Source organism: Vibrio sp. 10N.286.51.E5, assembly GCF_041469125.1.
GTDB classification, from domain to species: Bacteria; Pseudomonadota; Gammaproteobacteria; order Enterobacterales; family Vibrionaceae; genus Vibrio; species Vibrio crassostreae_C.
This window is the reverse complement of record NZ_JBFRJZ010000029.1, coordinates 69,004-94,254: the sequence shown is the minus strand read 5'-3', so window position 1 is coordinate 94,254 and position 25,251 is coordinate 69,004. Positions and strand designations below refer to the sequence as shown.

24 protein-coding genes are annotated in these 25,251 nt (G+C 44.6%); 15 read left to right on the top strand and 9 right to left on the bottom strand.

Going from position 1 to position 25,251, the window contains the following annotated elements:
- Window positions 1–6: 6 nt before the first annotated feature.
- The 6 genes from sapA to AB4161_RS11675 are packed head-to-tail and all read left to right on the top strand — an operon-like array spanning window position 7 to window position 6,061.
- Window positions 7–1,629, top strand: a complete 1,623-nt coding sequence (gene sapA, locus AB4161_RS11700) for an ABC transporter substrate-binding protein SapA (protein WP_136975893.1) — start codon at window positions 7–9, stop codon at window positions 1,627–1,629.
- Window positions 1,629–2,591, top strand: a complete 963-nt coding sequence (locus AB4161_RS11695) for an ABC transporter permease subunit (RefSeq protein ID WP_017060307.1) — start codon at window positions 1,629–1,631, stop codon at window positions 2,589–2,591. Before sapA ends, AB4161_RS11695 begins: the two co-directional genes overlap by 1 nt.
- Window positions 2,578–3,465, top strand: a complete 888-nt coding sequence (sapC, locus tag AB4161_RS11690) for a putrescine export ABC transporter permease SapC (protein WP_017065331.1) — start codon at window positions 2,578–2,580, stop codon at window positions 3,463–3,465. The genes AB4161_RS11695 and sapC overlap by 14 nt, the downstream gene beginning before the upstream one ends.
- Complete coding sequence (locus AB4161_RS11685; protein ID WP_017060305.1) at window positions 3,465–4,466, top strand: oligopeptide/dipeptide ABC transporter ATP-binding protein; 1,002 nt, start codon at window positions 3,465–3,467, stop codon at window positions 4,464–4,466. The genes sapC and AB4161_RS11685 overlap by 1 nt, the downstream gene beginning before the upstream one ends.
- Window positions 4,463–5,245, top strand: a complete 783-nt coding sequence (locus AB4161_RS11680; protein ID WP_017060304.1) for an ATP-binding cassette domain-containing protein — start codon at window positions 4,463–4,465, stop codon at window positions 5,243–5,245. Before AB4161_RS11685 ends, AB4161_RS11680 begins: the two co-directional genes overlap by 4 nt.
- Window positions 5,246–5,281: 36 nt before the next feature.
- A complete protein-coding gene (locus AB4161_RS11675) occupies window positions 5,282–6,061 on the top strand; it encodes a DUF2927 domain-containing protein (RefSeq protein ID WP_102320258.1) in 780 nt (259 codons plus the stop codon).
- 98 nt (window positions 6,062–6,159) lie between these two features.
- On the opposite strand, the gene AB4161_RS11670 is transcribed toward AB4161_RS11675, so the two are convergent.
- Window positions 6,160–6,549 carry a DUF2750 domain-containing protein gene (locus tag AB4161_RS11670; protein ID WP_004734596.1) on the bottom strand — a complete coding sequence of 130 codons (390 nt, stop codon included), beginning with the start codon at window positions 6,547–6,549 and terminating at the stop codon, window positions 6,160–6,162.
- Window positions 6,550–6,698: 149 nt separating this feature from the next.
- Entirely contained in the window at window positions 6,699–7,604 is a 906-nt protein-coding gene (locus AB4161_RS11665; protein WP_017065328.1) for a manganese-dependent inorganic pyrophosphatase, read from the bottom strand.
- Window positions 7,605–7,805: 201 nt separating this feature from the next.
- Between AB4161_RS11665 and AB4161_RS11660 the strand changes: the two genes are divergently transcribed.
- Window positions 7,806–9,020, top strand: a complete 1,215-nt coding sequence (locus tag AB4161_RS11660) for a putative manganese transporter (protein ID WP_102320259.1) — start codon at window positions 7,806–7,808, stop codon at window positions 9,018–9,020.
- 294 nt (window positions 9,021–9,314) lie between these two features.
- On the opposite strand, the gene torA is transcribed toward AB4161_RS11660, so the two are convergent.
- From torA to torE, 3 genes are read right to left on the bottom strand one after another with little or no spacing between them, the layout of a single operon-like run.
- On the bottom strand, window positions 9,315–11,777 hold the full coding sequence (torA, locus tag AB4161_RS11655; protein WP_102320260.1) for a trimethylamine-N-oxide reductase TorA: 2,463 nt from the start codon (window positions 11,775–11,777) through the stop codon (window positions 9,315–9,317).
- 24 nt (window positions 11,778–11,801) lie between these two features.
- Window positions 11,802–12,983: a pentaheme c-type cytochrome TorC gene (gene torC / locus AB4161_RS11650; protein ID WP_102320261.1), complete on the bottom strand. Its 1,182-nt coding sequence runs from the start codon at window positions 12,981–12,983 to the stop codon at window positions 11,802–11,804.
- 50 nt (window positions 12,984–13,033) lie between these two features.
- Window positions 13,034–13,216, bottom strand: a complete 183-nt coding sequence (gene torE, locus AB4161_RS11645; RefSeq protein ID WP_017060298.1) for a trimethylamine N-oxide reductase system protein TorE — start codon at window positions 13,214–13,216, stop codon at window positions 13,034–13,036.
- Window positions 13,217–13,653: 437 nt separating this feature from the next.
- On the opposite strand from torE, the gene AB4161_RS11640 reads away from it, so the two are divergent.
- The gene (locus AB4161_RS11640) at window positions 13,654–14,448 is read left to right on the top strand and encodes an ABC transporter permease (RefSeq protein ID WP_050645084.1); all 795 of its coding nucleotides are present in this window, start codon (window positions 13,654–13,656) and stop codon (window positions 14,446–14,448) included.
- Window positions 14,449–14,802: 354 nt separating this feature from the next.
- Here AB4161_RS11640 and focA read toward each other — a convergent pair whose 3' ends face one another.
- Window positions 14,803–15,645, bottom strand: coding sequence for a formate transporter FocA (gene focA / locus AB4161_RS11635; RefSeq protein ID WP_017060282.1), 843 nt, complete (start codon window positions 15,643–15,645; stop codon window positions 14,803–14,805).
- 362 nt (window positions 15,646–16,007) lie between these two features.
- Window positions 16,008–17,315 carry an ATPase gene (locus AB4161_RS11630; RefSeq protein ID WP_136978555.1) on the bottom strand — a complete coding sequence of 436 codons (1,308 nt, stop codon included), beginning with the start codon at window positions 17,313–17,315 and terminating at the stop codon, window positions 16,008–16,010.
- A 257-nt stretch (window positions 17,316–17,572) separates the two neighbouring features.
- On the opposite strand from AB4161_RS11630, the gene AB4161_RS11625 reads away from it, so the two are divergent.
- From AB4161_RS11625 to AB4161_RS11615, 3 genes are all read left to right on the top strand, one after another.
- On the top strand, window positions 17,573–17,803 hold the full coding sequence (locus AB4161_RS11625) for a TIGR02647 family protein (RefSeq protein WP_017060280.1): 231 nt from the start codon (window positions 17,573–17,575) through the stop codon (window positions 17,801–17,803).
- 114 nt (window positions 17,804–17,917) lie between these two features.
- Window positions 17,918–18,772, top strand: coding sequence for an NAD(P)H-binding protein (locus AB4161_RS11620; protein WP_136981596.1), 855 nt, complete (start codon window positions 17,918–17,920; stop codon window positions 18,770–18,772).
- Entirely contained in the window at window positions 18,765–19,430 is a 666-nt protein-coding gene (locus tag AB4161_RS11615; protein WP_032545711.1) for a YdcF family protein, read from the top strand. Before AB4161_RS11620 ends, AB4161_RS11615 begins: the two co-directional genes overlap by 8 nt.
- A 149-nt stretch (window positions 19,431–19,579) precedes the next feature.
- On the opposite strand, the gene AB4161_RS11610 is transcribed toward AB4161_RS11615, so the two are convergent.
- Together AB4161_RS11610 and cysS are read right to left on the bottom strand one after the other, a co-directional pair.
- Window positions 19,580–20,158 (bottom strand): thymidine kinase, encoded by a 579-nt coding sequence (locus AB4161_RS11610; protein ID WP_017060277.1) that lies wholly within the window; start codon window positions 20,156–20,158, stop codon window positions 19,580–19,582.
- A 98-nt stretch (window positions 20,159–20,256) separates the two neighbouring features.
- Window positions 20,257–21,642 (bottom strand): cysteine--tRNA ligase, encoded by a 1,386-nt coding sequence (cysS, locus tag AB4161_RS11605; protein ID WP_372083372.1) that lies wholly within the window; start codon window positions 21,640–21,642, stop codon window positions 20,257–20,259.
- 189 nt (window positions 21,643–21,831) lie between these two features.
- On the opposite strand from cysS, the gene AB4161_RS11600 reads away from it, so the two are divergent.
- From AB4161_RS11600 to AB4161_RS11585, 4 genes are all read left to right on the top strand, one after another.
- Window positions 21,832–22,326, top strand: coding sequence for a peptidylprolyl isomerase (locus tag AB4161_RS11600; protein ID WP_017060275.1), 495 nt, complete (start codon window positions 21,832–21,834; stop codon window positions 22,324–22,326).
- A gap of 77 nt (window positions 22,327–22,403) precedes the next feature.
- Window positions 22,404–23,138 (top strand): UDP-2,3-diacylglucosamine diphosphatase, encoded by a 735-nt coding sequence (gene lpxH / locus AB4161_RS11595; RefSeq protein ID WP_065675744.1) that lies wholly within the window; start codon window positions 22,404–22,406, stop codon window positions 23,136–23,138.
- A 123-nt stretch (window positions 23,139–23,261) separates the two neighbouring features.
- On the top strand, window positions 23,262–24,479 hold the full coding sequence (locus AB4161_RS11590; protein ID WP_029235542.1) for an EAL and HDOD domain-containing protein: 1,218 nt from the start codon (window positions 23,262–23,264) through the stop codon (window positions 24,477–24,479).
- A gap of 136 nt (window positions 24,480–24,615) precedes the next feature.
- Window positions 24,616–25,128 (top strand): YchJ family protein, encoded by a 513-nt coding sequence (locus AB4161_RS11585; protein ID WP_017060272.1) that lies wholly within the window; start codon window positions 24,616–24,618, stop codon window positions 25,126–25,128.
- The last annotated feature ends 123 nt before the right edge of the window (window positions 25,129–25,251 follow it).

Here is a 25,251-nt window from a genome sequence, read left to right as displayed (position 1 = left end):
CTTTTTATGAAAGCACTAATAAGACTATCACTGAGCATCTGTACGCTGAGCTTTCTCGCTGGATGTGGTGAGAGTGTGAATCACGAGCAAATCCGTGAAAAAGGCTTCATTTATTGCGGCCAAGGTAATCCTAGTACCTTCAACCCACAGCTGGTTGATAGTGGCATTACCGCAGAATCGCTGAGTCCTCAAATTTTCGATACACTGCTCACTCTTGATCCGATGACGTACCGACCAAAACAGAACTTGGCGACAAGTTGGTCTGTTGATAAATCAGGTACAGAGTACACGTTCAAACTGCGCCCAAATGTTGCGTTCCAAACCACAGACTGGTTCACCCCTACTCGTAGCATGAATGCACAAGATGTGGTGTTTAGCTTTGAACGTGTCATTGATAGTTCAAACCCATTTCATTATGTGGGTGGCGGCCTATACCCGTGGTTTGCCGGAATCGACTTCAAGACCCTGATTGTCGATATCACCGCGGTTGACGACCTAACAGTGAAATTCCAATTAAGTCGCCCAGACAATTCATTTCTCAATAACATCGCCACCAGCTATGCGGTCATTCACTCTAAAGAGTATGCCAATCAGCTCATTGCAGCGGATGAGAAAAATCGAATCGATTCCAATCCAGTCGGCACTGGCCCTTTCTACTTAGATGAATACCAAATCAACGACCTAGTGCGCTTGAAAAAGAACAAGCACTACTGGAAAGGTGAAGTACAAATGGACCAAGTTGTGTTCGATACTTCGCAACGTGGAACAGGCACACTTGCCAAGCTTCTGCGTAGTGAGTGTGACGTGCTCAACTCACCAATTTCTAGCCAAATCCCTATTATTCAGGCTCATGAAGAGTTGAAGATTTCTGCTACTCCGGCGGTTAATGTCTCTTTCATCGCGCTGAATACTGAGCACCCTGTACTGCGTGACTCTCGAGTTCGTAAAGCGCTCAACTTAGCCATCAATCGTCAGAACATTCTTGATTCTGTGTATTACGGTACAGGAACCAAAGCCTACACCTTGCTTCCTCCGACTTCTTGGGCTCACCAAAAAGACAGCGTTCAAGTTCGCTACGACCGAAACTATGCGGTTGCGCTTCTCAAAGAAGCTGGCGTTGAACCTGGGTTAGAGCTTTCAATGTGGGTACCACTAGAGCCACGCGCATACAATCCAAGTCCAAGAAAAACGGCAGAACTTATCCAAGCAAACTTAGCCGATATTGGTATTGAATTGAAACTCTATACCGACGACCGATTTGACCGCACACAGTTGTCCTCTATTTCCTCAACAGACTTGTTGCTTACAGGCTGGATAGGCAATACCGGTGACCCGGACAACTTCTTACGTCCGCTGCTCTCATGCAGCTCTGAGCGTGCAGGGTTAAACGTCTCGATGTGGTGTAATTCAGACTTTGATTTCCTTCTCGACTTAGCATTAGAGATCAATCAACAAAGGCACCGTGTGAACTTGTACCGACAAGCCCAAAACATTCTCAATGAAGAAGTTCCTGTGATTCCTTTAGCTCATGGCGTGCAATTTCGCGTGCACGATCGTTCGCTAACAGGCTTTAAAGCAAGTCCTTTCAATGCCCAACCTTTTGATCAAGTCAGAAGAGAGGTGCAGTAATGTTTTGGTATACATTAAGACGTGTAAACTTATTCGTTATTACGCTAGGAATTCTGACCTTGGTAGGTTTTTCCCTGCTTCGATTAGACCAAACCTCACCTTGGGCAATTCAAGATTTTTGGCCCGGTTGGATTAGCTATATCACTGAATTATCGACGCTAAACTTTGGCCTAAGCAAACACGGTGTGCCTATCATCGATGAGTTGGTCCTGGTGTTCCCTGCAACGCTAGAGCTGTGCTTCTTTGCCTTTGTGTTGGCACTCATCATCGGTATCCCTTTCGGCACCATTGCTGGTATGAGACAAGGTAAATTTGTTGATACCACCATATCGTTCACCTCAATGGCCGGTTACTCTGCGCCTATATTTTGGGTCGCGTTGCTGATGATCATGGTGTTTTCACTGCACTTTGAAATGTTCCCAGTTGGTGGCCGATACGACCTACTTTACGAGATTGAACACGTGACTGGATTCGCGATGATTGACGCCTTTTTTGCCGAGGGTCGCTACCGTGCGCACGCACTACAAAGTGTTATCGAGCACATGGCGTTGCCTTGTCTTGTTTTAGCACTGGCGCCAACGACTCAGGTCATCCGATTGATGAGAGCGTCAGTGGCTGAAGTAATGACGCAAAACTACATCCGCGCTGCGCGAATTAAAGGTCTTTCCACTAGAGAGATCATCACGCAGCACGTGCTAAGAAACGCGATACCTCCGATTATTCCTAAGGTCGGTGTTCAGCTATCGAGTATGTTAACGCTTGCTATTGTTACCGAGTCTATCTTTAACTGGCCGGGCATTGGCCGCTGGTTATTGGATGCCTTATCGAATCAAGATTACGTTTCAATTCAAGCTGGTGTAATTGTGGTGGCTACCTTAGTTTTGACCGCTAATATTCTGTCCGATCTACTGGGCGCGATGATCAATCCACTGGTAAGGAAGGAATGGTATGCTAACAAATAACGTCTACCAAGAAGAACAGATTCCAACCCAGTTCGAACGTTTCTGGCGCAGCTTCCGCAGCAATAATCTAGCTATGTTTGGCTTGTGGTGTTTGGTGCTTATCATTCTGGTCACCGTCACTTCACCGTGGCTAGCCCCGCATGATGCACAAGAACAAACCGGTCACCTATTAACGCCGCCCTCTTGGGATCCTGCGGGAACGGTAGAATACTTTTTGGGTACGGATGACTTAGGCAGAGATATTCTCTCTCGCCTAATAATTGGCTCTCAGTTAACCTTCGGCGCCGCGGTGGTGATTACCTTTATCGCAGCCGTCATTGGTTGTCTGATTGGCGTACTTGCTGGTATGACGCGCGGTTTACTATCAAGCACGCTAAACCACCTGCTTGATACTGTTATGTCGATTCCATCTCTTCTGCTGGCGATTATCTTCGTGGCATTCCTTGGCTTTGGGGAGTTTAATATCTTGCTCGCCTTGTGCTTGGCACTGATCCCGCGCTTTATACGCTCGGTGTACATTGCCGTGCATGCTGAAGTAGAAAAAGACTATATTTTGGCTTCTCGCCTTGATGGTGCGAACGATTTTTACCTGCTATGGAACTCAATCCTTCCGAACATCCTTACCGTGATCGCTCTTGAAGTTACGCTGGCACTGTCAGTCGCAATTCTTGATATCACGGCTTTAGGTTTCCTAGGGCTTGGCGCTCAAGCACCGAGTACCGAATGGGGCTCCATCTTGGGTGATTCGGTCGAGTTGATTTACCTTGCGCCATGGACAGTTACCCTACCCGGCTTAGCTATTATGTTTACAGTTATCGTGATTAACCTCGTCGGTGAAGGTGTTCGCCAAGCGCTAAATGCAGGAATCGAATAATGCCGTTACTTGATATTCGACATCTAACCATCGAGATTGAGACCCCTCAAGGGATGGTTAAAGCCGTAGACCGAATGAGTATTACCCTCAATGAAGGGGAAATTCGTGGCTTAGTAGGTGAATCAGGCTCAGGTAAGAGTTTGGTTGCAAAAGCGATCGTCGGAGTATGTAAAGAAAACTGGAAGGTTTCTGCAGACCGAATGCGCTTAGGTAATATCGACCTACTGCAATTGACGCCTAAAGAAAGACGCCGAGTGATCGCCCGCGATATCGCGATGATCTTCCAAGAGCCATCGACGTGTCTTGACCCTTCTGAAAAAGTAGGTAACCAGCTCGTTGAAGCGATCCCTTCCCATTCGTTTGAAGGTCGTTGGTGGCAACGATTTAAGTGGCGTAAGAAGCAAGCGATCGCGTTACTGCACAAAGTCGGCATCAAAGACCACTCTCGCCTAATGGACAGTTACTCTTATGAGCTGACAGATGGTGAGTGTCAAAAAGTCATGATCGCAATGGCGATCGCTGCCAAGCCAAAAGTCTTGATTGCTGACGAGCCAACCAACGATTTAGACCCAATTACACAGTCTCAAATATTGCGTCTTTTGAGTCGTATGAACCAGATCAATAACACCACCATCGTGTTGATCGGCCATGACTTAACCACCATTACCCAATGGGCGACTCGCATTACCGTGATGTACTGTGGTCAATCGGTAGAATCCGCTGATACACCGAAGCTGTTGGATGCACCAAAGCACCCGTACACCGTTGCTTTGTTAAAAGCGATGCCAGACTTTAACGACTGGATTCCCCACAAGGAGAAGCTCCAGTCTTTGCCGGGGTCAATTCCACCGCTGCAACATCTTCCTATTGGTTGTCGATTAGGGCCTCGCTGCCCATACGCACAAAGGCAGTGTGTCGAGATCCCACATACGAAACGTATCAAGAACCATAAGTTCAACTGTCACTTCCCTCTGAATATGGAGAAGAAAAAGAAATCATGAGTGCATTATTAGAAGTCAGTGATTTGTCTAAAGACTTTACGACTCGCTCTGGTCTTTTCCGTAAAAAGATTCATCAGGCGGTGAAGCCAGTTAGCTTTTCTCTTGAAGCAGGCCAGACAATTGGTTTTATCGGCCAGAATGGTTCTGGCAAATCAACATTAGCCAGAATGCTCGCAGGCATGGTGGAGCCAACCGCAGGCGAGATCCGCGTGAATGGCGAAAAGCTAGAGCACAAAGACTACTCGACTCGTTGTAAGCTGATTCGAATGATCTTCCAAGATCCGAATACGTCACTTAACCCGCGCATTCAGATCGGTCGAATTCTTGAAGGTCCATTAAAGCGAAACACCAACATGCCTCCAGAAGCTCGTATGCGTCGTGTGAAAGACACACTACTGCGCGTAGGCCTTCTACCGGAACATGCGTATTTCTACCCTCAGATGCTTGCTGCAGGCCAGAAACAAAGGGTTTGTTTGGCTCGTGCCTTAATACTTCAGCCATCCATCATTGTTGCTGATGAAGCTTTAAATGGTTTGGACATGGCAATGCGCTCGCAAATCATCAATCTGTTCTTAGAGTTACAAGAAGAGATGGGCGTATCGTTCGTTTATGTATCTCAACACCTCGGTATTGTTAAGCACATTACCGACAAGATTATTGTCATGCATGAAGGCAATGTGGTTGAGAGTGGGGAAACAGATCAAGTGCTAACCAATCCAACTCACCAAATCACCCAAAGATTGGTTGAGAGCCATTTCTCCAAAGCGCCGAACCACTAACCTGGAATCACGCTACATTTAGCAGAGGGGAAAAGTATGTATCGAACAGCTTCAATGCTTCCCCTCTTGTTGGTGCTGTTGTCCTTTAACGCGACAAGCACACCGCTCACATGGCTAGATAGAAGCTTCGTCGAAACTGCCTTTTATAACGTCGCGCTTCAACACGAATACTCCCAAGGCAACAAACCGCTCGCCAAGTGGAAACAACCGATCAAGATTTGGATCGATCATCGAGTGGGCGATGAGGAACTGCATCAAGAGATCACAGAGCTTCATATCAAACACTTATCTGAAGTCACCCAACATCCAATAACAATCGTCAGTAAAGAGTCCGAAGCGAACGTTAAATGGATATACACAAGGCAGAGCCAGTGGGTATCTGAGGCGAAATCGGTGCTCAAGCTCAAATCAACTCAACATTTAAATAGAGCCATCTGCACGGCGGGCTATAGAACCAATTCTAAAGGCGAGATTGTATACGCTGGGATTGTAATCCCGGTTGATCAGGCAAGATCGCGAGGTAAGCTGGTCGCCTGTATCGTGGAAGAGATCACACAAGTTCTAGGCCTGCCGAATGATTCAGATAAAGCCTACCCTTCTATTTTCAACGACCACACGCCAGAAGACTTATTATCGCCGTTAGACGTAGTGCTACTGCAATTGCTGTATGAACCAGAATTGAAAGCTGGAATGACAAAATCTGAAGTAAAACCTATCGTTCGAAAGATACTCAAGAGATACAGCAAAACAGGTGTGCTTCAGCAAGCTTCTAAAGCCGCACAGCAAGCGCCTTTGTATCAGTTGATTGGGTATTGACGAATATACGTTGGAAGTAACTTAGATGGGATAATTGAATCATAGCGCTGCCTAAGAAAGGCAACGCTGACTTACGATGTTACTGTATTACGAAAGAACTAGCGCTTAGCTGCCTGCTTTTTCAATTCGAAGTCGAACTCATCCGGGAACAAGATAACGCCTTCTTCTTGCTCGTTCGGGAATACTACAACAGCAAGTTCGTCGTCTTCTAGACCGTTCGTCCAGCGACTGTGCCATTTGTTCAACGAAATAGACTCAGCTTTACACTCAGACCAATCACCCGTTGCCCATGATTCTGCGAACTCTTGGTTTGGCCATACTGGAACACAATCTTCATCTTCTGTGTTCAGCATTACACAACCGTGTTCATCGGTTAAGATCCATACTTCACGGTTTGCTACGATTTCTTTCACACAGTATTTCAGGCGTTGCTCGCCCGTATACTTGTTGATTTCAGCGATTTTTTTATCGTCTAGCTGTGTAGTCATCTTAATTTCCTACTTTAGTCAGTAACTTTGCTCTTAAAGCTATTTTATGCCGAGTGTTGTTAACTTCAAACATTATCGATGAAGAAGAAAGTCTACTTCAAAGAAAAACGCCTGCTAAATAAGCAGGCGTTTAATATTAAGCGACTTGATTAAACAAGCTCACCTTGTAGCCAAGGCCAGCCTTGCTTCTTACGGCTTAGTGTATTTTCCATCATTAATACGCCGCCTTTCTCGTGCTTAACCAATTTCTCAGCCCACTCACCTTTGTATAGAAGACGAGTTTGAGCAGTAGTGATATCTGTTAGCATTACCGCTGCGAACGCTAGACCGTCTTTCTCACAACGCTCTTCAAGATCAGCTTCTAGCGCTTCGATCATGCCGTCTACTTGCTCAAGAGTCGCAAGTTCAACTTGACCAACAACAACATCACGACCGTTGAATGGGTAGCCTTTAAGGTCTTTTTCTACTAGCTGTGCAGCAGATAGGCCTTCGATGTTTGTTTTTGCGATTAGAAGCGCTTTGATGAATGCATCAACGTCAGTTACGCCAGCAATTTCAGCAAGCTCAGCAACCGCGTCTTTGTCTTTTTGAGTACATGTTGGAGAAGCGAAACCAACTGTGTCTGAAAGAATTGCAGACATCATTAGTTTAGCGATTTGTTGAGAGATTGCGTGACCTTCAATCTTGAACATGTTGAAAAGTACAGTGTTTGTACAACCAACAGGCCAGATCCAAGCTTCCATTGGGTTTACTGTCATCACGTCGCCTAGACGGTGGTGATCAACAATACCTACGATCTCTGCATCAGCAACATCATCTGGTGCTTGTGCTAGATCTGAGTAGTCTACTAGCCAGATTTTCTCACCAGCAACAGAAGTACGAAGCTCTGGCTTTTCAGCACCAGCGACTTCTAGAATGTGTTGAGTTTCGCGGTTGATCTCGCCTTGGCGAATTGGTGTCGCTTCCTCGCCACGAGCCTTAAGAAGCTCAGTTGCAACTAACGCACTACAAATACTGTCACTATCAGGGTTTTTGTGACCAACAACTAAAATCATGTTTCTTCCTATTACACTAACAATTATGACTCTACCTTTAGAGCCTCTCTTTATTAGCCATACTTTACCTCATTTTTTTAGATTGGTCATGTTTCGTGGGTTTAGCCAATAGTAACAATAGATAAAAAAACAACAAATGCAATTGATAATTATTATCATTCGTATATATTTATCTTAAGCCACTAATTTTGAGTAACACCTATGGATCGACTAATCTCTTTTTTGCCAAGCAGTAGTGCTGCGAAAACAACTCAGTTTTCACTGTCATTTAAGCGCCTGCTTTTGCCTGTCTCACTTGCAGCTTTGGTTGCAGCCCCAGCTACACGAGAGCTGACGGTGACTACTTTGTCAGACGCGTTTTGGGCAGTGTCTTGTTATGTTGCTTTAACCTTGGCTATTTACCACTGGTTAAGTCTGTACATAAACAAAGATAACGTCTTCAATAAGCTCGTCCATCAATCTCGTTCAAACCAAGTGGTATTCGCGGCTCTCATGGGCGCGTTGCCCGGCTGTGGCGGTGCGATAGTGGTTACCACACAATTTATCTCGGGCAAACTCGGATTCGGCGCAGTTGTTGCTGTGCTCGTCTCAACCATGGGTGATGCGGCCTTCCTGCTCATAGCGAGCGAGCCTAAGACAGGTTTAGCCATGATGGCGATGGGCGTGATCGTGGGTACTGCGTCAGGCCGAATCATTAACTTGTTTCACGCAGACGACTTCTTACGCCCAAAAAAAGCAGAGAAAAATGAAGCCGTTCACAGTTGCTCATCTCAATCCCAAGACAAAGAATCCGTCTCTAAAAAGGCGATCAACCTGCAAGGTTACCTATGGTCAGTGCTGATTATTCCCGGCGCTGCAGTAGCTCTACTTGGCTCTTTTCAAGTCGATGTAAACGAGTTACTCGCGTTGCCTGAAATGTCGATGGAATGGGCGGGAACAATTTTATTGATTAGCTCGATGTTTCTATGGGGCCTCACTCGGGAAATTGAAGATTACAAATCAGCAGTAAGTGAAGATGAGAAATGTTTAGGCTCACATCCACTGCAAAAAACCGCTCAAGACACCAACTTTGTGACAGCGTGGGTTGTGGTTGCCTTTCTTTTCTTTGAATTTGGCTCTGTGATAGCAAATGTTGATTTTGCGACGCTATTCTCAAGCTGGGGCATCATGCTCCCCCTGGCTGGCGTGTTGATGGGTTTGCTACCGGGCTGTGGACCGCAATTATTGGTCACTAGCTTATACCTTTCAGGCGCCCTGCCACTTTCGGCTCAGGTAGGTAACGCAATTTCAAATGATGGTGACGCGCTATTCCCTGCGATTGCGATGGCTCCCAAAGCGGCACTGGTCGCGACCTTATACTCTAGTGTGCCCGCACTAATCTGTGCTTATAGCTACTGGTTTATATTTGAGATCTAACTTGAGTAGAGTTAACTCCATAGGCTTCTGTAAGGTCGGTACTTTGTATCGGCCTTTTTGTTTCCGCCTGCTTAAGTCTTTCCACAGGTTCTTTTTACATTCCCTTCCTGCTTCACTGCTTCTACCACCTCTCTCAAACAGCGCGTTACAGCCTGTCTCAAAAACGCCCTCTATTAGCCCTGTATAATGCTTATTTAGAAACACCAACACTGATATCAAAAATACAAAAAGCCCCTGTAAGAGTGCTTACAGGGGCTTTAATTCAAGCTTTAATCTTGGTTCTTAAGACAAGACTTAAGAAACTTCGATTGGACCACCGAATGAAGTTACTGGAGGCAGTTTGCCTTGGAACTTCTCGAAATCAACCAAACATGTGTTTGCTGACGTTGCTTGAGCAAGTTCAGACGTACCGATATCTTGAGTCAGTGTGTTTGGATCGCCGTATGTATCTAGCGCGCCCACTTTCTCGTTGATCGGACCGTACCAAGCACCTTCTTCGATACGAACAACACCAGGAGCATAGCTATCCATTAGAACAGCACCCGCTAGTAGTTGACCACGGTCGTTGAACACACGTACTACATCGCCATCTTTGATGCCTTTCTTCTTAGCATCTACTGGGTTGATGTAGATTGGCTCACGGCCTTGTACCGCGTAAGTCGCACGCCACTCTTCAGATTCACACATCTGAGAGTGAAGACGCTTGTCTGGGTGACAAGATTGTAGCCAGTACGGGTGTTTGTCAGAGCCTGGACCACCGTGTGAACGTTCAGATTTCTCGAACCACATTGGGTGTTCTTGACAGTGCTCGTAGCCCATATTGCCAACAGTACGGCTTGTGATTTCGATGAAACCAGAAGGTGTACCTAGTGCGTTGATCTCTGGATCTTCACGGAATGAAGCGTGACGAGTCCATGGCTTACCTTTACCGAAGTCTAGGAAACCTTTCTCCCAGAACTCAGCAAATTCAGGCATTTCAAAGCTGCCTTCATTTGAAGCGCGACATTCGTCGTACAGTGATTTAACCCACTGCATTTCGTCCATACCACGCGTGTAATCGTCGTAACGACCCCAACGCTTAGTTAGGCTAGACATGATCTCGAAGTCAGTCTTAGACTGGAACAGAGGATCCACTAGCTTGTGCATTGCGATCAAACCACGGCCAGAGTATGCGCCATAACCATCAATATCGTTTCGTTCCCACTGAGTACATGCAGGAAGCACGATGTCAGAGTGACGACAAGTTGCAGTCCAAGCAAAATCAACAGCCACTACAGTTTGTAGGCTCTTGAATGCTTTACGCATCTTGTTGCGATCTTGGTGGTGGTGCCACGGGTTGTTACCACTAAATACCATCATCTTGATATCAGGTAGTGTTACCGTTGAACCATTCGCTTTGATCTTCTTACCAGGCTCTAGCAAGCTATCAACCCAACGAGCAACTGGGATTACGCGGCTGTAGCCGTTGTAATCTGTGTTGGTGTACTTAGGTGATTGACCTTGGTCGATGTTCAGCGGGAAAGAACCCGGAGCAGCGAAGCCAGTTGAAGATACACCGATACCAGAGTAGTGGTGACCGTAAGAGATACCACCGCCCGGTAGACCAATTTGGCCAACCATTGCTGCGATAACTGCACACATCCAGTAAGGTTGTTCACCGTGCTCTTGACGTTGGATACTCCAACCAACAAGAATCTGTGTACGACCGTTAACCAGCATCTTAGCGAAGTCACGAATAGAGTCCGCGCTTGCGCCACAGATAGCAGAAGCCCATTCTGGCGTCTTCTCAACTCTGTCTTTCGTTTCACCTTGAACGTACTTGATGAAATCTTCAAAACCTAGACAGTAAGTTTCGATGAACTTCTTGTCGTATAGGCCTTCGTTGTAAAGAACGTGAGCAACACCAAGCATGAACGCCACATCAGTTTGTGGGTTGATGTACATTTGCTCGTTTTCTAGGTAACGACCTGTTTTGTTTTTAACAGGGTCAACAGAAACAACGTTGATCTCTTTCTTAGCAACTTTTTCTTTCAGCTGTTCTAGGTATGCGAACGACTCGTGAGTCTCACATGTCCAACCTACTTGAAGGTTTTTAACTGGATCGTTACCCCAAAGAACAATGTTGTCACTGTTTTCTAGGATAAGTTCCCAAGATGTACCTTGTGCGTAAACTTCAGTAGAACCTAGCACGTAAGGCATGATCGTTTGACCAGCACCTGTTGAGTAGTCACCGATTTTCTTCACAGAGTAACCGTGAAGTGCCATTGCACGTTGCATGTGGTTAGTACAGCTATGGAACTGACCTGTTTGTCTCCAACCAGTTTGACCTGTGTGAAGCGCCCATGGACCGTAATCTTTCTGTACGCGCTCTAGCTCGCGGTAAACAAGGTCTAGTGCCTCATCCCAAGTCACACGAATAAAGCGGTTGTTACCACGTGTGTCTGCGCTGTATTTATGCTTCTTCAACCAATCTAGGCGAACCATAGGGTAACGCACACGTGATGGGCTGTAGATAATACCTTTAATACCTTTCAACATCTCAGTTGGGTGCTGATCGATTTCTAGAGGTTTAATTTCTTGTACTTTACCCGCGTAAACGCGAGCTCGGAATGCACCCCAGTGAGAACCAGAGACTTTCCACGCGCCGTCTGTTTCTGCAGCAGACGCTGATGCCGACGCCAATAAGCTTGGACCGATAACCGATGCCGCACTTGTAGTAGCGACACCTTTCAGAAAACTTCTTCTTGTAATTGCCATTGTGTTACTCCAATTGACGTCTTATTAGTGATGGCCTTCAGAAAAATCTGATGAGTGCTTCTGTAGATACTTAAGAACCAGTGCTTCTGTATCTGTATCGAAGTTAACGAATGCAATCATACCATCTAGCATGCCTACCCAACCGTTAGCGCTGAAGTGAGCTTCATCTGGCTGTGAGTGACACGTTGAACAGTTAGATTGGTACGCTTGACCCGCTGCGTTCCAGATTGGATCGAAGTTATCAACCATAGACTCTTTCTTCATCCAAAGTGCTAGGTTAACTTCTTCCCATGGAAGGCCAGTAAGCTCATCTTCTTTCTTCTCACCAACAGTGATAACGTCACTTTGAGATACATCTTTCGTCAAGATTGCAGTTGAGATGTTCATACCGAAGTCTTCTTGGATTACACGTCCGAAGCCTTTCGCTTTACGCCAACCGTCGATTTGAATCTTGATCATATCGCCTTTTTCGTCGATAACCGCAACTTTACTTGCAGGGCTTAATAGACCCGCTTCAACTTCAGCTGTTTCATCTGTGTACATTGGTAGGTGACGAATAGAGATCACGTCTGAACCATTTGCGTAAGATGTGCTGCTTGCTACGTTTTCTAGCTCGCCAACAATACCGCTCGCTGATGCCATATCTAATGGAAGGTTGTGAGCAATACCTTTGTGACAGTCAACACAGCTTTGATCACGCTCTGCCGCGTTCTTCATCTGGATACGCGCTGTTGGGCGCATGTTTTCGAAATCCATTGAATCGTAGTTGTGGCAGTTTTTACACTCTAGAGATTTGTTCGAAGAGAAGCGATCCCATTCGTGTTTAGCCAGTTCGATACGACGAGCTTCGAATTTCTCAGGCGTATCTAGGTCACCAAATACTTGAGCGAATACTTCTTTAGAAGCTTGCATCTTACGAGCGATTTTTGCTGTCCATTCATGTGGAACGTGACAGTCAGGACAAGTAGCACGTACACCAGAAGTGTTTTTCCAGTGAACCGTTTCTTGTAGTTCTACGTATACGTTGTCACGCATGGTGTGACAGCTTACACAGAATTCTTCTGTATTTGTGTGCTCTAGAGCTGTGTTAAAACCGCCCCAGAAAATAACACCGGCGATAAAGCCACCCATAGTTAGTACACCAAGACTGATGTGTACTGCTGGGCGAGTCATTGTGCGCCATAATTTAACTAAAAATGATTTCATGTTTAGCTCTCTTAAATATTGATTTTAAAAAATGTTGTTACAAGAGGGCATTACATGCCGCCGTGAGCACCTGGAGGTCCGAATACAAACACTTGCAGTGCCCAAACTAGGAAGCCGTAACCGCCTACAAAAGCCACACTTAATATTGGGAAGAGAACCACCGCGATGAAGAGGAAAGACTTCCACTCCAGCGAATGTTTTTCGCTAGTTTCAATTTTATTAACATCACTCATACATTTTGCCTATTTTGTATTTAGTAATTTCGAGTAACCCATTCTATGGGGCTAAAGTTCTTAAGTATCTAACGACAAATTTTAGACCATACTCAAAGTAGGGTTCAATCAAATCTCCCGTTATAACCCTTGCTAATCAATACTTTTTTGAGCTCATCCAAAGTTGTTTTTAGTTAAACAAAGTTATTAAAAAGTATTAACAAATGTGAAGAATTAAGTATATTTCACAAATGTTAAATTCCAACACCTGCGCAACCTTATTGTAACCAATTTTAACGTTTTACCTACTAAGTAGTAGCCAAAAATGCCTCAAAAAACCAATATTTTGTGGTTTGATTGTTAAATTATTGAGTATTTTTTAAAGCAACGGCTGAGAAGCTGAAATGCATCATTTGGCACTTTCAGATATGATGGGGACCTACTTAAAAGGAAACATTATGCAAGACGTTATTGATATATCTTGGTGGCAGTTATTGTTCTTCAGCTCACTTCTCTTGCTACCCATTACCATCAACCACAAGTTAAAACTCGGCCTTGGCAAAGAGGCTTCTATCAGCATCATTCGTATGGTTATTCAGCTATTTCTGGTGGGACTTTACCTAGAATACTTGTTCACTTTGAATAGTTTGTGGGTCAATTTGCTGTGGTTATTTACTATGATTATCGTCGGTGCAAGCTCGATTGTTGAAAAATCTAGACTGCCAAGAAACCTACTTTTGGCTCCTGTCGCCGTTAGCCTTGCGGTAACTTGTGTACCTATTGTCTTGTTCATCTGCTTTTTCATCATTAAGCCGACACCGGTTTTTAACGCGCAGTACCTTATCCCAATCGCAGGGATGTTATTGGGTAATAGCTTAAGCAGTAATATCGTGGCATTGCAGAACCTGTTTGGTGCCTTTGAAACACAGAAATCAGAATATGAAGCAGCAATCGCGTTAGGCGCGTCTCCTACTTATGCTGCTGCGCCTTTTGTACGTAATGCAATACAGAAAGCGATGTCCCCTATCATGGCCTCTATGGCAACCACAGGCTTAGTAACGCTGCCGGGAATGATGACTGGACAGATCTTAGGTGGTGCTTCACCGATGATCGCGATTAAGTATCAACTGATGATCATGCTGGCGATTTTCGTGATGATGAGCTGCTCTTTAGCACTTGCACTTCACCTCTCATTGAAGACATCTTTAACCAAAGAAGGGCGAGTTCTCGCTCAAATACAGCCTTCGAAATAGCCTCCCTGCTCCACTTAGATCTGGTTACTCACTGAATTTGAGACAGGTTATCCACAGAAACTGTGGATAACCAAATCAATATAGATCCTTTTTTGTCCATTTCGACCCAAGGGAAGATCATCGCCTTTGATCTTTGGGTGATTTCAAAGACATATACACACATGGTAATCAGCGCTGTTGCGTACTCAGATGATCATTAGAGAGATGAAGAAGTAGGTTTTCCACAAATAAAAAACGGCCTGCAATGCAGACCGTCTTGTAAATGTCATAAGTCAGTTCAGTGTTTTCACTGCGCCTTAACTCATCTCGTCAACTGAGTTAGTCACGCCATCTTTGTCGATAGCGCCACCTTTATTAGTCACGTAGGTAGATCAACCAGTACCACATGCCAACAAAGATACCGCCGCCAATGATGTTACCGATGGTAACGGGCAGCAAGTTGTTCATCAAAAAGTCCGCCATGTTCAGATCAACATAGTCCGCTGGGTTAGCGCCTGTCATTGTCCAAAATTCAGCCGGAGCAAATGTTTTGATGCCGATAGCTAAAGGCACTTGGAACATATTCGCAATACAGTGCTCGAAACCAGCCGATACGAACATCGCAACAGGCAAAATCATTACCGCAATTTTGTCAGTCAGTGTGCGTCCACTAAACGTCATCCATACCGCGATACAAACCAATACATTACACATGATGCCGAGCGCGATAGCTTGGATAAAATCGTGGTGCATCTTATGTTGGGAGATCGCCATTGCATTCAAACCCACTTGACCGTGGTCGAACATGTACTGTTTGGTCAGTAACATACAAGCCACCAGCAGCAATGCGCCAATCAAGTTACCTACATAAACTGTAGCCCAGTTCTTAACGAGCGTGCGCCAACTAATCTTGCCACTTGCACGAGCAACCAGAGTCAGCACCGAACTGGTAAATAGCTCACCACCGGTAACAACAACGAGAATTAAGCCCAAGCTAAATGCAAGGCCACCTAATAAGCGAGTAATACCCCACGGCAAATCACCAGCACCAGTCGTTACGATGGTGTAAAACACAAACGCAATACCGATATGTATGCCAGCGGAAATCGCTAGGAGAAAAGATTTGATTGGATCTTTGGTTGCTTTACCTACGCCAATATCTGCAGCGCGCTCAGCCATTTGTGGCGGTAATAATGAGTCAAATTGGTTTAGATTCATGATGATTTACATTTTGAAACATGTCGTCGGGAGCGCGATAATCCTCTCTTTCATTTCTGAATTCAAGAGCTATTTTAGGCACAAAATAGCTCTCACAGCCTTGTTGAAAGCAAATAGTCCGAGTTATTCCAAATTCATACGACTTTAGTAGTAAAAAGAAAACTCTGCTGAATGATTAGTTATCAGCATAGAAAACAACACATCTATAAATATCAACAAGTTACGTTAAAAATCAAAGAATAACGTACACTAAAATGGCTCACAGAGCGCTTTTATTTCTAGATTTTGACATAGATCAACAGAACGTAAAAAAACGCCCTAAGGCGCTTTTAACTCAATCACAAATAAAGAAATTAGTGATGCTAAACCGAAGGTTCAATCACTTCTTCTGATGATTGTTCTAGGGTTGAATCCTCTAGAGTAGATTCAACAGCTGGGGACATCACATCAGAGTCACTTTCGTTGGCCACTTTGCCACCTAAGCTTTTCAAACTATCCACTAACTCTTCTAAGCTTTTAATGTGAGCATCACTCTTGGTAATCTGCTCACCGAGCAACTCACTGTGCTTGGTTGCTTCAGACAGTTGCTGCGCTTGCTTCTGGTTTTCAGACTCCTGCTTAGCTAATTGCTCAGTCAAAGTTTTAATCTCTGACTTTAATGACGCCGTCATGTCTGAGCCTTTCAGCGCTTTAACACTCGCTACAATTTTTTGAGACTGAAGACGCAATACAACATCACGGTGATCTTCATCATTAACCACTCGTGAAATGCTCAATAACTGGTTCTCTGCATTCAAAACCGACTGTTCGAACTGGTCGCCTTTTACGCTCGCCAGCACTTTGACTTCATGAGCAACACTGCGTACGTGGTTTAATTCGAACTCCGCAGCGTGAACTGCGTCTTCAATGATAGACTTTTCACGGGGACTGGCTTTCACTTGGCTTTCTGCCAAAGCAATTTGAGATGCCGCTTTAGCAAACGTCAGTGGAACAACGTCATCGAAATCTTCATCTTCCAAGAACTCTAATTCGTTCTTCAAAGGTTCGATGTATTTCTTATGCGCCACTTTAACTTCTAGTAAGCGAGCATTGTTAAGAAATTCCACCTGCGCTTCTTGAGCGTCTTCAAGCTCATCGACCAGCACATACTCGAACAACTCGCTGTATTCTGAATACAAACGTTTGTAGCTCGAGGTAAACATGGTATCTGCGCCAAGAAACTTCAGGTAATCCATTTGGACAATCGAATCCGCGAGTACTCGATCAGCCTTCTTCTTTAACACTAAGATCGAGTCATAGTTTGATTTGATCAAAGCGATTTTTTCATCGAAGGCTTCAGCGTAAGTTAGGCTCGAAAAAATGGAGTAACTCTTGGTTATCCGAGTTTCGTCTTTAAGTAAGTCCGCATAAATGCTTTCAGCATCATCCCATGCGTCTAATAGTTCATTGTAATTCTCTGGTGCATAGAGAGACAATTGAGCATGGTCTTCAAGCTTAACTTCCCATTCGGAGTAAACGCTTTGGACAGACTGAAATGAACGGACCTCTATTGTCGATTCATTATTGTTGTTTGTGGTTTGGTTCGCGTCTGTCTGCTCTGAGGGTGTGCTTTGACAACCTGAGATAGCAAATAGCATACTGATCGTTAATGCTACTTTGTTCGCTCTCACTTATGCATATCCTTTTTATACAATATTCGCTCAATGCAAAATATTTCTAGTCACAATATATTACAACCACTTAGCAATAAACATCACTGATGATTTAAGTGGGTGCAAATCACCCAATATAACCAAAATAAACTCATCACTCGATGATTAATCAATCAATTTGGTATCACTTATCAATTCTCTTTATTTGCTATTGCCTGAGCCGAGAATGCGCACTAAGGTGAAGGTAGAGAACGTTATGAATATATAGGTTAATTATGAAGTACAACGCTGAACATATTGCTGATTTAAACCTCCTTCTTCAATTTGATGTAAGTAGTGCAGCTACTGGAATTAAAGTCCATCAAGAGGCAGCTCAAGAAACTCAAGACGCTGTTAAGCGCCTATTCGAAAAAAACCTTTGTACTCAGCCAGACGGCGGTTACCTAACAGATGAAGGTATCGAGATGGCAGAGCGCGCAGACAAGCTTCTTCGCGTACTAAACTAAAGCTCCATTGTTCTAGTAAAAACTCCACTTGCTTCGGCCGTGGAGTTTTTTCATTTTTGGGCAAAGCTTTGTTAGGCTTATTGTAAATTCGTCATTTGCAGTTGTGAGGAACACATGGCTTCTATATTTATTGTCGGTGCAGGATGGGTAGGTGCACCTTTATCTGAACATTTAGAAAAACATGGTAACCGAGTAGTGGTCACGAAAACGACCCAAGCGGGAGCAGATGCCATTGGTAGCGAACAAATTCCATGTGAAGTGTTTAGCTTTGATTCATCCGATCCACAACAGACTATCGGGCGACTCTATTCATTGTTACTCGAAAACAACACTGAAATTGTGATTGGCAGCTTCCCTCCTGGCTTTAGAAAAGGAGCAGGACAAGAGTATGCCGACCACTGGCAGCAACTCACCAATGCATGCCAAAAGGCCAACATTAAAAAGCTCATTATGGTTAGTTCAACTACGGTATACCCAACTAAGCCGGGTGTGCTGAACGAGCTGGATGCATCACTCCCCCTTTCGACCTCAGATAACGAGCACGCGTCTTTATTTTCCGATAACGCACGAATCATGCTGCAAGCTGAACAGTCAGTGATTGATTCCGGTATCGACTACACCATTCTTCGCTTTAGTGGCTTAATCGGCCCAAGCCGTCACCCATCACGCTTCGCAAGCAAGTTAAAACAAGTCAGCACTCAAGCTCCAGCCAACATGCTGCACCTTGATGATGCAATTGGTGCTGTCGATTTCGCTATCAGTCAACTGCACAATGAAATAGTTAACGTGACCACACCAAATACAGTCAGTAAGGCGGAGTTTTATGCCGCGGCACTGAAAAGCGCCAACAGCAGTGAGCCTCTGCCCGCTGTTGTTGATACCCCAGACAAGTTAATCTCTTCGAAGAAGATTCTCGACTTAGGTTATTCATTTAAATTCGAATCCACACTGGACGCACTTCATGACTGAACAATCTATTGCTAACAAAAATCCCAACATAAAACTGCATCGCTCAGTCGACACCCTTTGGAACTTTATGTCGATGGGTCACAAGGTTACGCCTTCCGACTGTATCTTTGTATTGTGTAGCAACGATACTCGCGTAGCTGAATATGCAGCCGAGCTTTATCACCAACAGATCGCGCCTTACATCGTTTTTTCTGGCGGTGTGGGGCGCTTTACCGAAAGAAGCTTTGAACGCTCAGAAGCAGAAACATTCGCTTCTATCGCACGGGATTGTGGCGTGCCTGACTCTGACATTATCATAGAGAAACACGCAACAAATACTGGGGAAAATGTACGATTCACTCATGAGTTGCTGACAGAAAAAGGGTTATCGCCGAAGAGGCTAACCTTAGTTCAGAAGCCCTTCATGGAGAAACGTACCTACGCAACCTTCAGTAAACAATGGCCTGACGAAACTTCCGAGATTACCGTGACGTCGCGATGGCAAACTTGGGATGATTACTTTAACGAAGAGTTGCCGTTAGATATGGTGTTAGGCGCATTAATTGCTGATTACGAGCGAATCAAATCCTACCCAGAGAAAGGCTTTCAGATTGAGATGCCGATCCCCGACGACGTTGACCACGCCTATCAAGCATTGAAGAAGCTCGGTTTCGAATAAGCAAAAGTTAGACTTTGAACAAAGTAAAAGCTCGGCAGGAAATAAAACAAAAGCTCGGCTTGGAAGAAAGCAAAACACAGGCCCAATAAACAAAAACGGTGACACTTGGTCACCGTTTTTCGTTCTTTCGCGTTAGCAAATAGAGCTGCTTATTTACCTAACGCTTCTTTGTAGTGCAGACGGCAAACAGAAACGTATTTGTCGTTACCGCCAATAGCCACTTGGTCGCCCTCAGCAATCGCCACACCGTGCTCGTCGGTACGAATTACCATGTTCGCTTTACGGCCACAGTGACAAATTGTTTTAAGCTCAACAAGTTTATCTGCCCAAGACAGTAAGTAACGGCTACCTTCAAACAGTTCACCCAGGAAATCGGTACGTAGGCCGTAACAAAGTACAGGGATGTGCAGCTTATCAACCACTTCTGTTAATTGGTACACCTGCTCCTTCGATAAAAATTGGCACTCATCGATCAAAACACAATGACGCTTTTCTTCCTCATTGAGCTTTTTGATCGCATCAAACATGTTGGTGTCATTTTTAAACAGCTGAGCTTCAGATTGCAGACCAATTCGTGAGCTCACTTTACCGATACCATAGCGATCGTCCAAAGCTGCCGTAAAGATCACTGGCGTCATGCCACGTTCTTGGTAGTTGAATGAAGATTGAAGAAGCGTTGTTGATTTACCCGCATTCATTGCCGAGTAATAAAAATACATCTGAGCCACAGAAATATTCCTGTTAATTAAAAGTTGAAGATAGAAAAGGTGAAAATAGAGAATTCGTGCTAGAAAAAAGGGCTGAAAATCAGCCCTTTTTATAAGATTTACTTACGACGCCAAGTCGTACCTTCTGGGCCATCTTCCAGAACAATACCCAACTCGTTTAGCTTATCACGTGCAAGGTCGGCATTTGCCCAATCCTTTGAAGCACGAGAGTCGTTACGCAGTTTGATCAACGCTTCGATTTCAGCCACTTCGTCGTCGTTACCTGCCGCATCACCTTGTAGGAAGGCTTCTGGCTCTTGGTGAAGAATACCGATGATGTCTGCTAGTTCACGCATCAATGCACCTAGTGCACTTGCTTTTTCAATGCTTTCAGACTTGATACGGTTGATTTCACGAGCCATTTCAAACAGTACTGAATAAGCTTCAGGTGTGTTGAAATCATCGTTCATCGCTGTAGAGAATCGAGTCACGTACTCTTCGCCACCGGCAGGAGCGGCTGTAAGGTCTAGGCCACGAAGTGACGTGTATAGACGCTCTAGTGATGCGCGAGCTTGGTTTAGGTTATCTTCGCTGTAGTTTAGCTGGCTACGGTAGTGACCAGACATTAGGAAGTAACGTACCGTTTCAGCATCGTAATGTGCTAGCACGTCACGGATAGTGAAGAAGTTACCTAGTGACTTAGACATCTTCTCTTTGTCTACCATCACCATACCACTGTGCATCCAAGTATTTACATACTGAGTGCCGTGCGCGCAGCAAGACTGTGCGATTTCGTTTTCGTGGTGAGGGAACTGCAGATCTGAACCACCACCGTGGATATCGAAGTGGTTACCAAGAATAGACGAGTTCATTGCTGAACATTCGATGTGCCAACCTGGACGACCCGGGCCCCATGGCGATTCCCATGTAGGTTCACCTGGCTTAGACATCTTCCAAAGAACGAAGTCTAGTGGGCTGCGTTTTGCAGATTCAACATCAACGCGAGCACCCGCTTGAAGCTGATCAAGGTCTTGCTTTGAAAGCTTACCGTATTCGTCGAATTTCTTTACTTCAAACATCACGTCGCCGTTGCTTGCAACGTATGCGAAACCACGTTCAATCAGCTTTTCAACAAGCTCGATGATTTCAGTGATGTATTCTGTCGCACGAGGCTCAACATCTGGACGCTTCATGTTCAATGCATCAAAGTCAGCGTGCATCTCACCGATTAAACGCTCAGTCAGAGAGTCACAAGACTCACCGTTTTCGTTAGCGCGTTTGATGATTTTGTCATCGATATCTGTGATGTTACGAACGAAATTCAAATCGTAACCAAGGTAACGAAGGTAACGAGTTACTACGTCGAAAGAAACGAACGTACGACCATGACCAATATGACAGAGATCGTATATGGTTACCCCACAGACATACATGCCGACTTTGCCAGCTGTAATTGGTTTGAATTCCTCTTTCTGTCTTGTGAGCGTGTTATATATCTTCAGCATGATCTCTATCTATTTTATGGATTAATCAAAATAAGCTCGCAGTATAACAAGTCATACCTTAATAGGTAATCCCCAAAAGCAGGAATTACTTTAAACATCTGAGTTAAGTGAATGATTTGATGATTTGAAAGTCCGCCAACATGCGCTAGAATTCGAACTTCATATTAAAAAGACAGTAAGGTAACAATCATGATCATCCTTCACACAAATTTTGGTGATATCAAAGTTCAACTTAACGAAGAAAAAGCACCAGAAACAAGCGCAAACTTTCTACAGTATTGCCGTGACGGTTTCTACGACAACACACTATTCCACCGTGTTATCGATGGTTTCATGATTCAAGGCGGCGGCATGACTTCTGGCCTTAAAGAAAAGGCAACTCGTGCAACGATCAAGAACGAAGCAAACAACGGTCTAGCGAACAAAGTTGGTACGCTAGCAATGGCTCGTACTATGGAACCGCATTCAGCCAGCTCTCAGTTCTTCATCAACGTTAACGACAACTCTTTCCTAAACTTCCGTAGCGAAAGCCTAGACGGTTGGGGCTACTGTGTATTCGCAGAAGTTGTTGAAGGCATGGACATCGTAAACAAGATTAAAGGTGTTAGCACTGGTTCTATGGGTATGCACCAAGATGTACCTCTAGAAGAAGTGATCATCACTGGTACTACAATCGAAGCTTAATTCATCGCTTTCGGTTAGTATTGATGAGCCGATAAAATCAGGATATAGGGAGCGAATCGCTCCCTTTTTTTAGACCTATGAAAACATATTTTATATCAGATCTGCACCTTTCTCCGTCACGACAAGACATCACAGACTGCTTCTTAACCTTTATGAAGAAAGAAGCCGTAGAAGCGGATGCACTTTACGTATTAGGTGACCTTTTCGAATTCTGGATTGGTGACGATGATAAGAGTGAATTCGCGACTTCTATCCGCCAAGCGTTTATCGACTTAGTGAAAACAGGCGTGCCTTGTTACTTTACTCAAGGGAACCGCGACTTCTTAGTCGGCAAAAAATTTGCTAAGCAAACGGGCGTACAACTTCTCGACGAAGTTTCTACGATCGATATCTACGGGCAAAAAGCGGTAGTATTGCATGGAGATACCCTATGTACTGAAGATGTAAAGTACCTCGCCTTTCGCGAAAAAGTGCATCAGCCATGGTTACAATGGGTCTTCAACCGAATTCCATTTTTCATCAAGAAGAAAATTGTTTCAAAGGTTCAATCAGATATCAAAGATGACAAGCAGACCAAGTCTCTCGACATCATGGATGTGACACAGCAAGAAGTCGAAGATGTGATGGAACGAAACAATGTCGATCTGATGATCCACGGCCATACTCACCGCCCAGACATCCATACATTTAATGCTAACAATTGCACTAAAACCCGTATCGTACTTGGCGATTGGTATACGCAAGGCTCAGTGCTGGTGTTCACGCCGCAAAGTTTTGAACTACAGAATCGAGCGTTTAGCAATAGCTTTTAACATCACGCTTAAACTTTCACTTTGATTATTATTGTCGGTCAGACTTTCTTAGAAAGTGTATGGTAATTTCTAGTGAATTAGCTATTATCTCTCTACCAGAAATAAACCGAACACAGTACCAAGTTGAAATATTCATACGTAGCGCGTCAACCAATACTCGACACAGGCAAGAAAACCATAGGTTACGAGTTGCTATTCAGGGATGGTCCTAAGAACACTTTCCCTGAAGTAGAGCCGGAGCTCGCTACTAGCCGTTTGCTTTCCGATCACTTCTTATCGACCCACTATAATACGTTGGGTGATAAGCTTGGGTTCGTGAACTTCCCATATGCAAGCCTAATCAACTTAGTCCCTACTCTGTTCCCCAAAGAAAGCCTCGTTGTTGAGGTTCTTGAAGACTGCGAACCAACAGACGAATTACTTGAAGCAATCAAAACCATCTTTGACGCGGGTTATACCATTGCGCTAGACGACTTTGTGCCAAGTAAAGCTTGGAAGCGCTTCTTACCCTACGTTTCAATTATCAAGTTCGATATCCGTTTGACGCCAATTGCCAAAGCAGCGATGTTTATGAACTCTCTCAAAGGGCTAGATATCAAGTTCCTTGCTGAGAAAGTAGAAACGTACGAAGAATACCAAGAAGCGAAAAAAGCAGGCTTCACCTACTTTCAAGGTTATTTCTTTAGCAAGCCAGAGATGATCCAAACGCGTGCGCTCAACCCGGCATTCCTGACGACCGTTCAGCTGTTAAAAGAGATTGCGCACGACCCTATCGACTTTGGTGAAGTAGAGCGTTTGATTACGCTCGATGTGACCATGTCGTATAAGCTACTTACCTACGTAAACTCCGCTGGCGGTTCACCAACAACGATTCGTTCATTCCGCCAAGCGCTTATTTACCTTGGTGAACAGAAACTGCGTAAGTTCGTTTCACTGGTGGCTATCGCATCCGCGAAAGAAGATAAGCCGGACTCACTTTATGGCTTAGCGGTAATACGCGCACGTCAGTGTGAACTCTTGGTTGAGAAGATGAATGTTAAGGTTGAGCCTGGACAAGCCTTTTTGACCGGTATGTTCTCTCTGTTGGACTCACTCTTTGACCAACCATTGAAACAAGTACTCGATTCAGTGCCGATCGACATCGAGATCAAACAAGCCTTGATTCAACGTAAAGGCGTGTTAGGTGCTGTATTGGCGATGGTGGTTGCGTATGAGCAAGCTCGTTGGGAAGAAGCGACTCGTATTCGCCAGCTTCTCAAACTGAGTGAAGCTCAACTTGGTCAAGCTTATGACGAAGCGACGACTTGGGCTCAAGAGCTATTGTCTCCAGCCTTGAAATAGTAAACTTCGCGCTAACACTTTGATAATTTCAATAACTTCAACAGAAACTAAACTTTGGTGAGCGATCGTTTCTTGGTAAACTCCCACGCATTCACTTATGGCCTCTTAATAGAGGCCATTTTTACAGGATCTGACTATGTCTTTATGCCCATGCGGTAGCAAAAATACTTACCAACAGTGCTGTGAATCAGCGCACCTTCACCACAGTGCTGTTGAAACGCCTGAACAGTTGATGCGCTCTCGTTATTCAGCGCACGTGTTGGGTTTAGTTGACTATGTTGTTGCGACTTACCACCCTAGCTGCAACGCAGAAGCGCAAAGAGAAGGTATTGCCGAATCTATCAACAGTGATTGGGCAGGACTAGAAGTCATCGATACTGCGGTAGGCTCGCACCAAGACGAAGGCTTTGTTGAGTTTAAAGCTTACTTCAATGAAGAAGGCGCACAATACTGCATGCAAGAACGCTCTCGCTTTATACGTGAAGACGGTCTTTGGTACTACATTGATGGTACCTTCCCAGAGCAGGAACAAACTACACAACCAGAAATTGACCCACGCTTAAATCAAACCGTTGAGAGCTTTAAAATCGGCCGTAATGATCCGTGTATTTGTGGCAGTGGTAAGAAATACAAGAAGTGCTGCGGGTAACTCGTTCGACTAAGAAGTCAGATTAAGAGAAGAGATTCCTGATGTCGCTTAGGCTCCTCGGAATGACGCAAAGTCAGAGGTTAGAAAAGTGACGTAGGGCTTAGAAATCTTGAAATCTTGAAA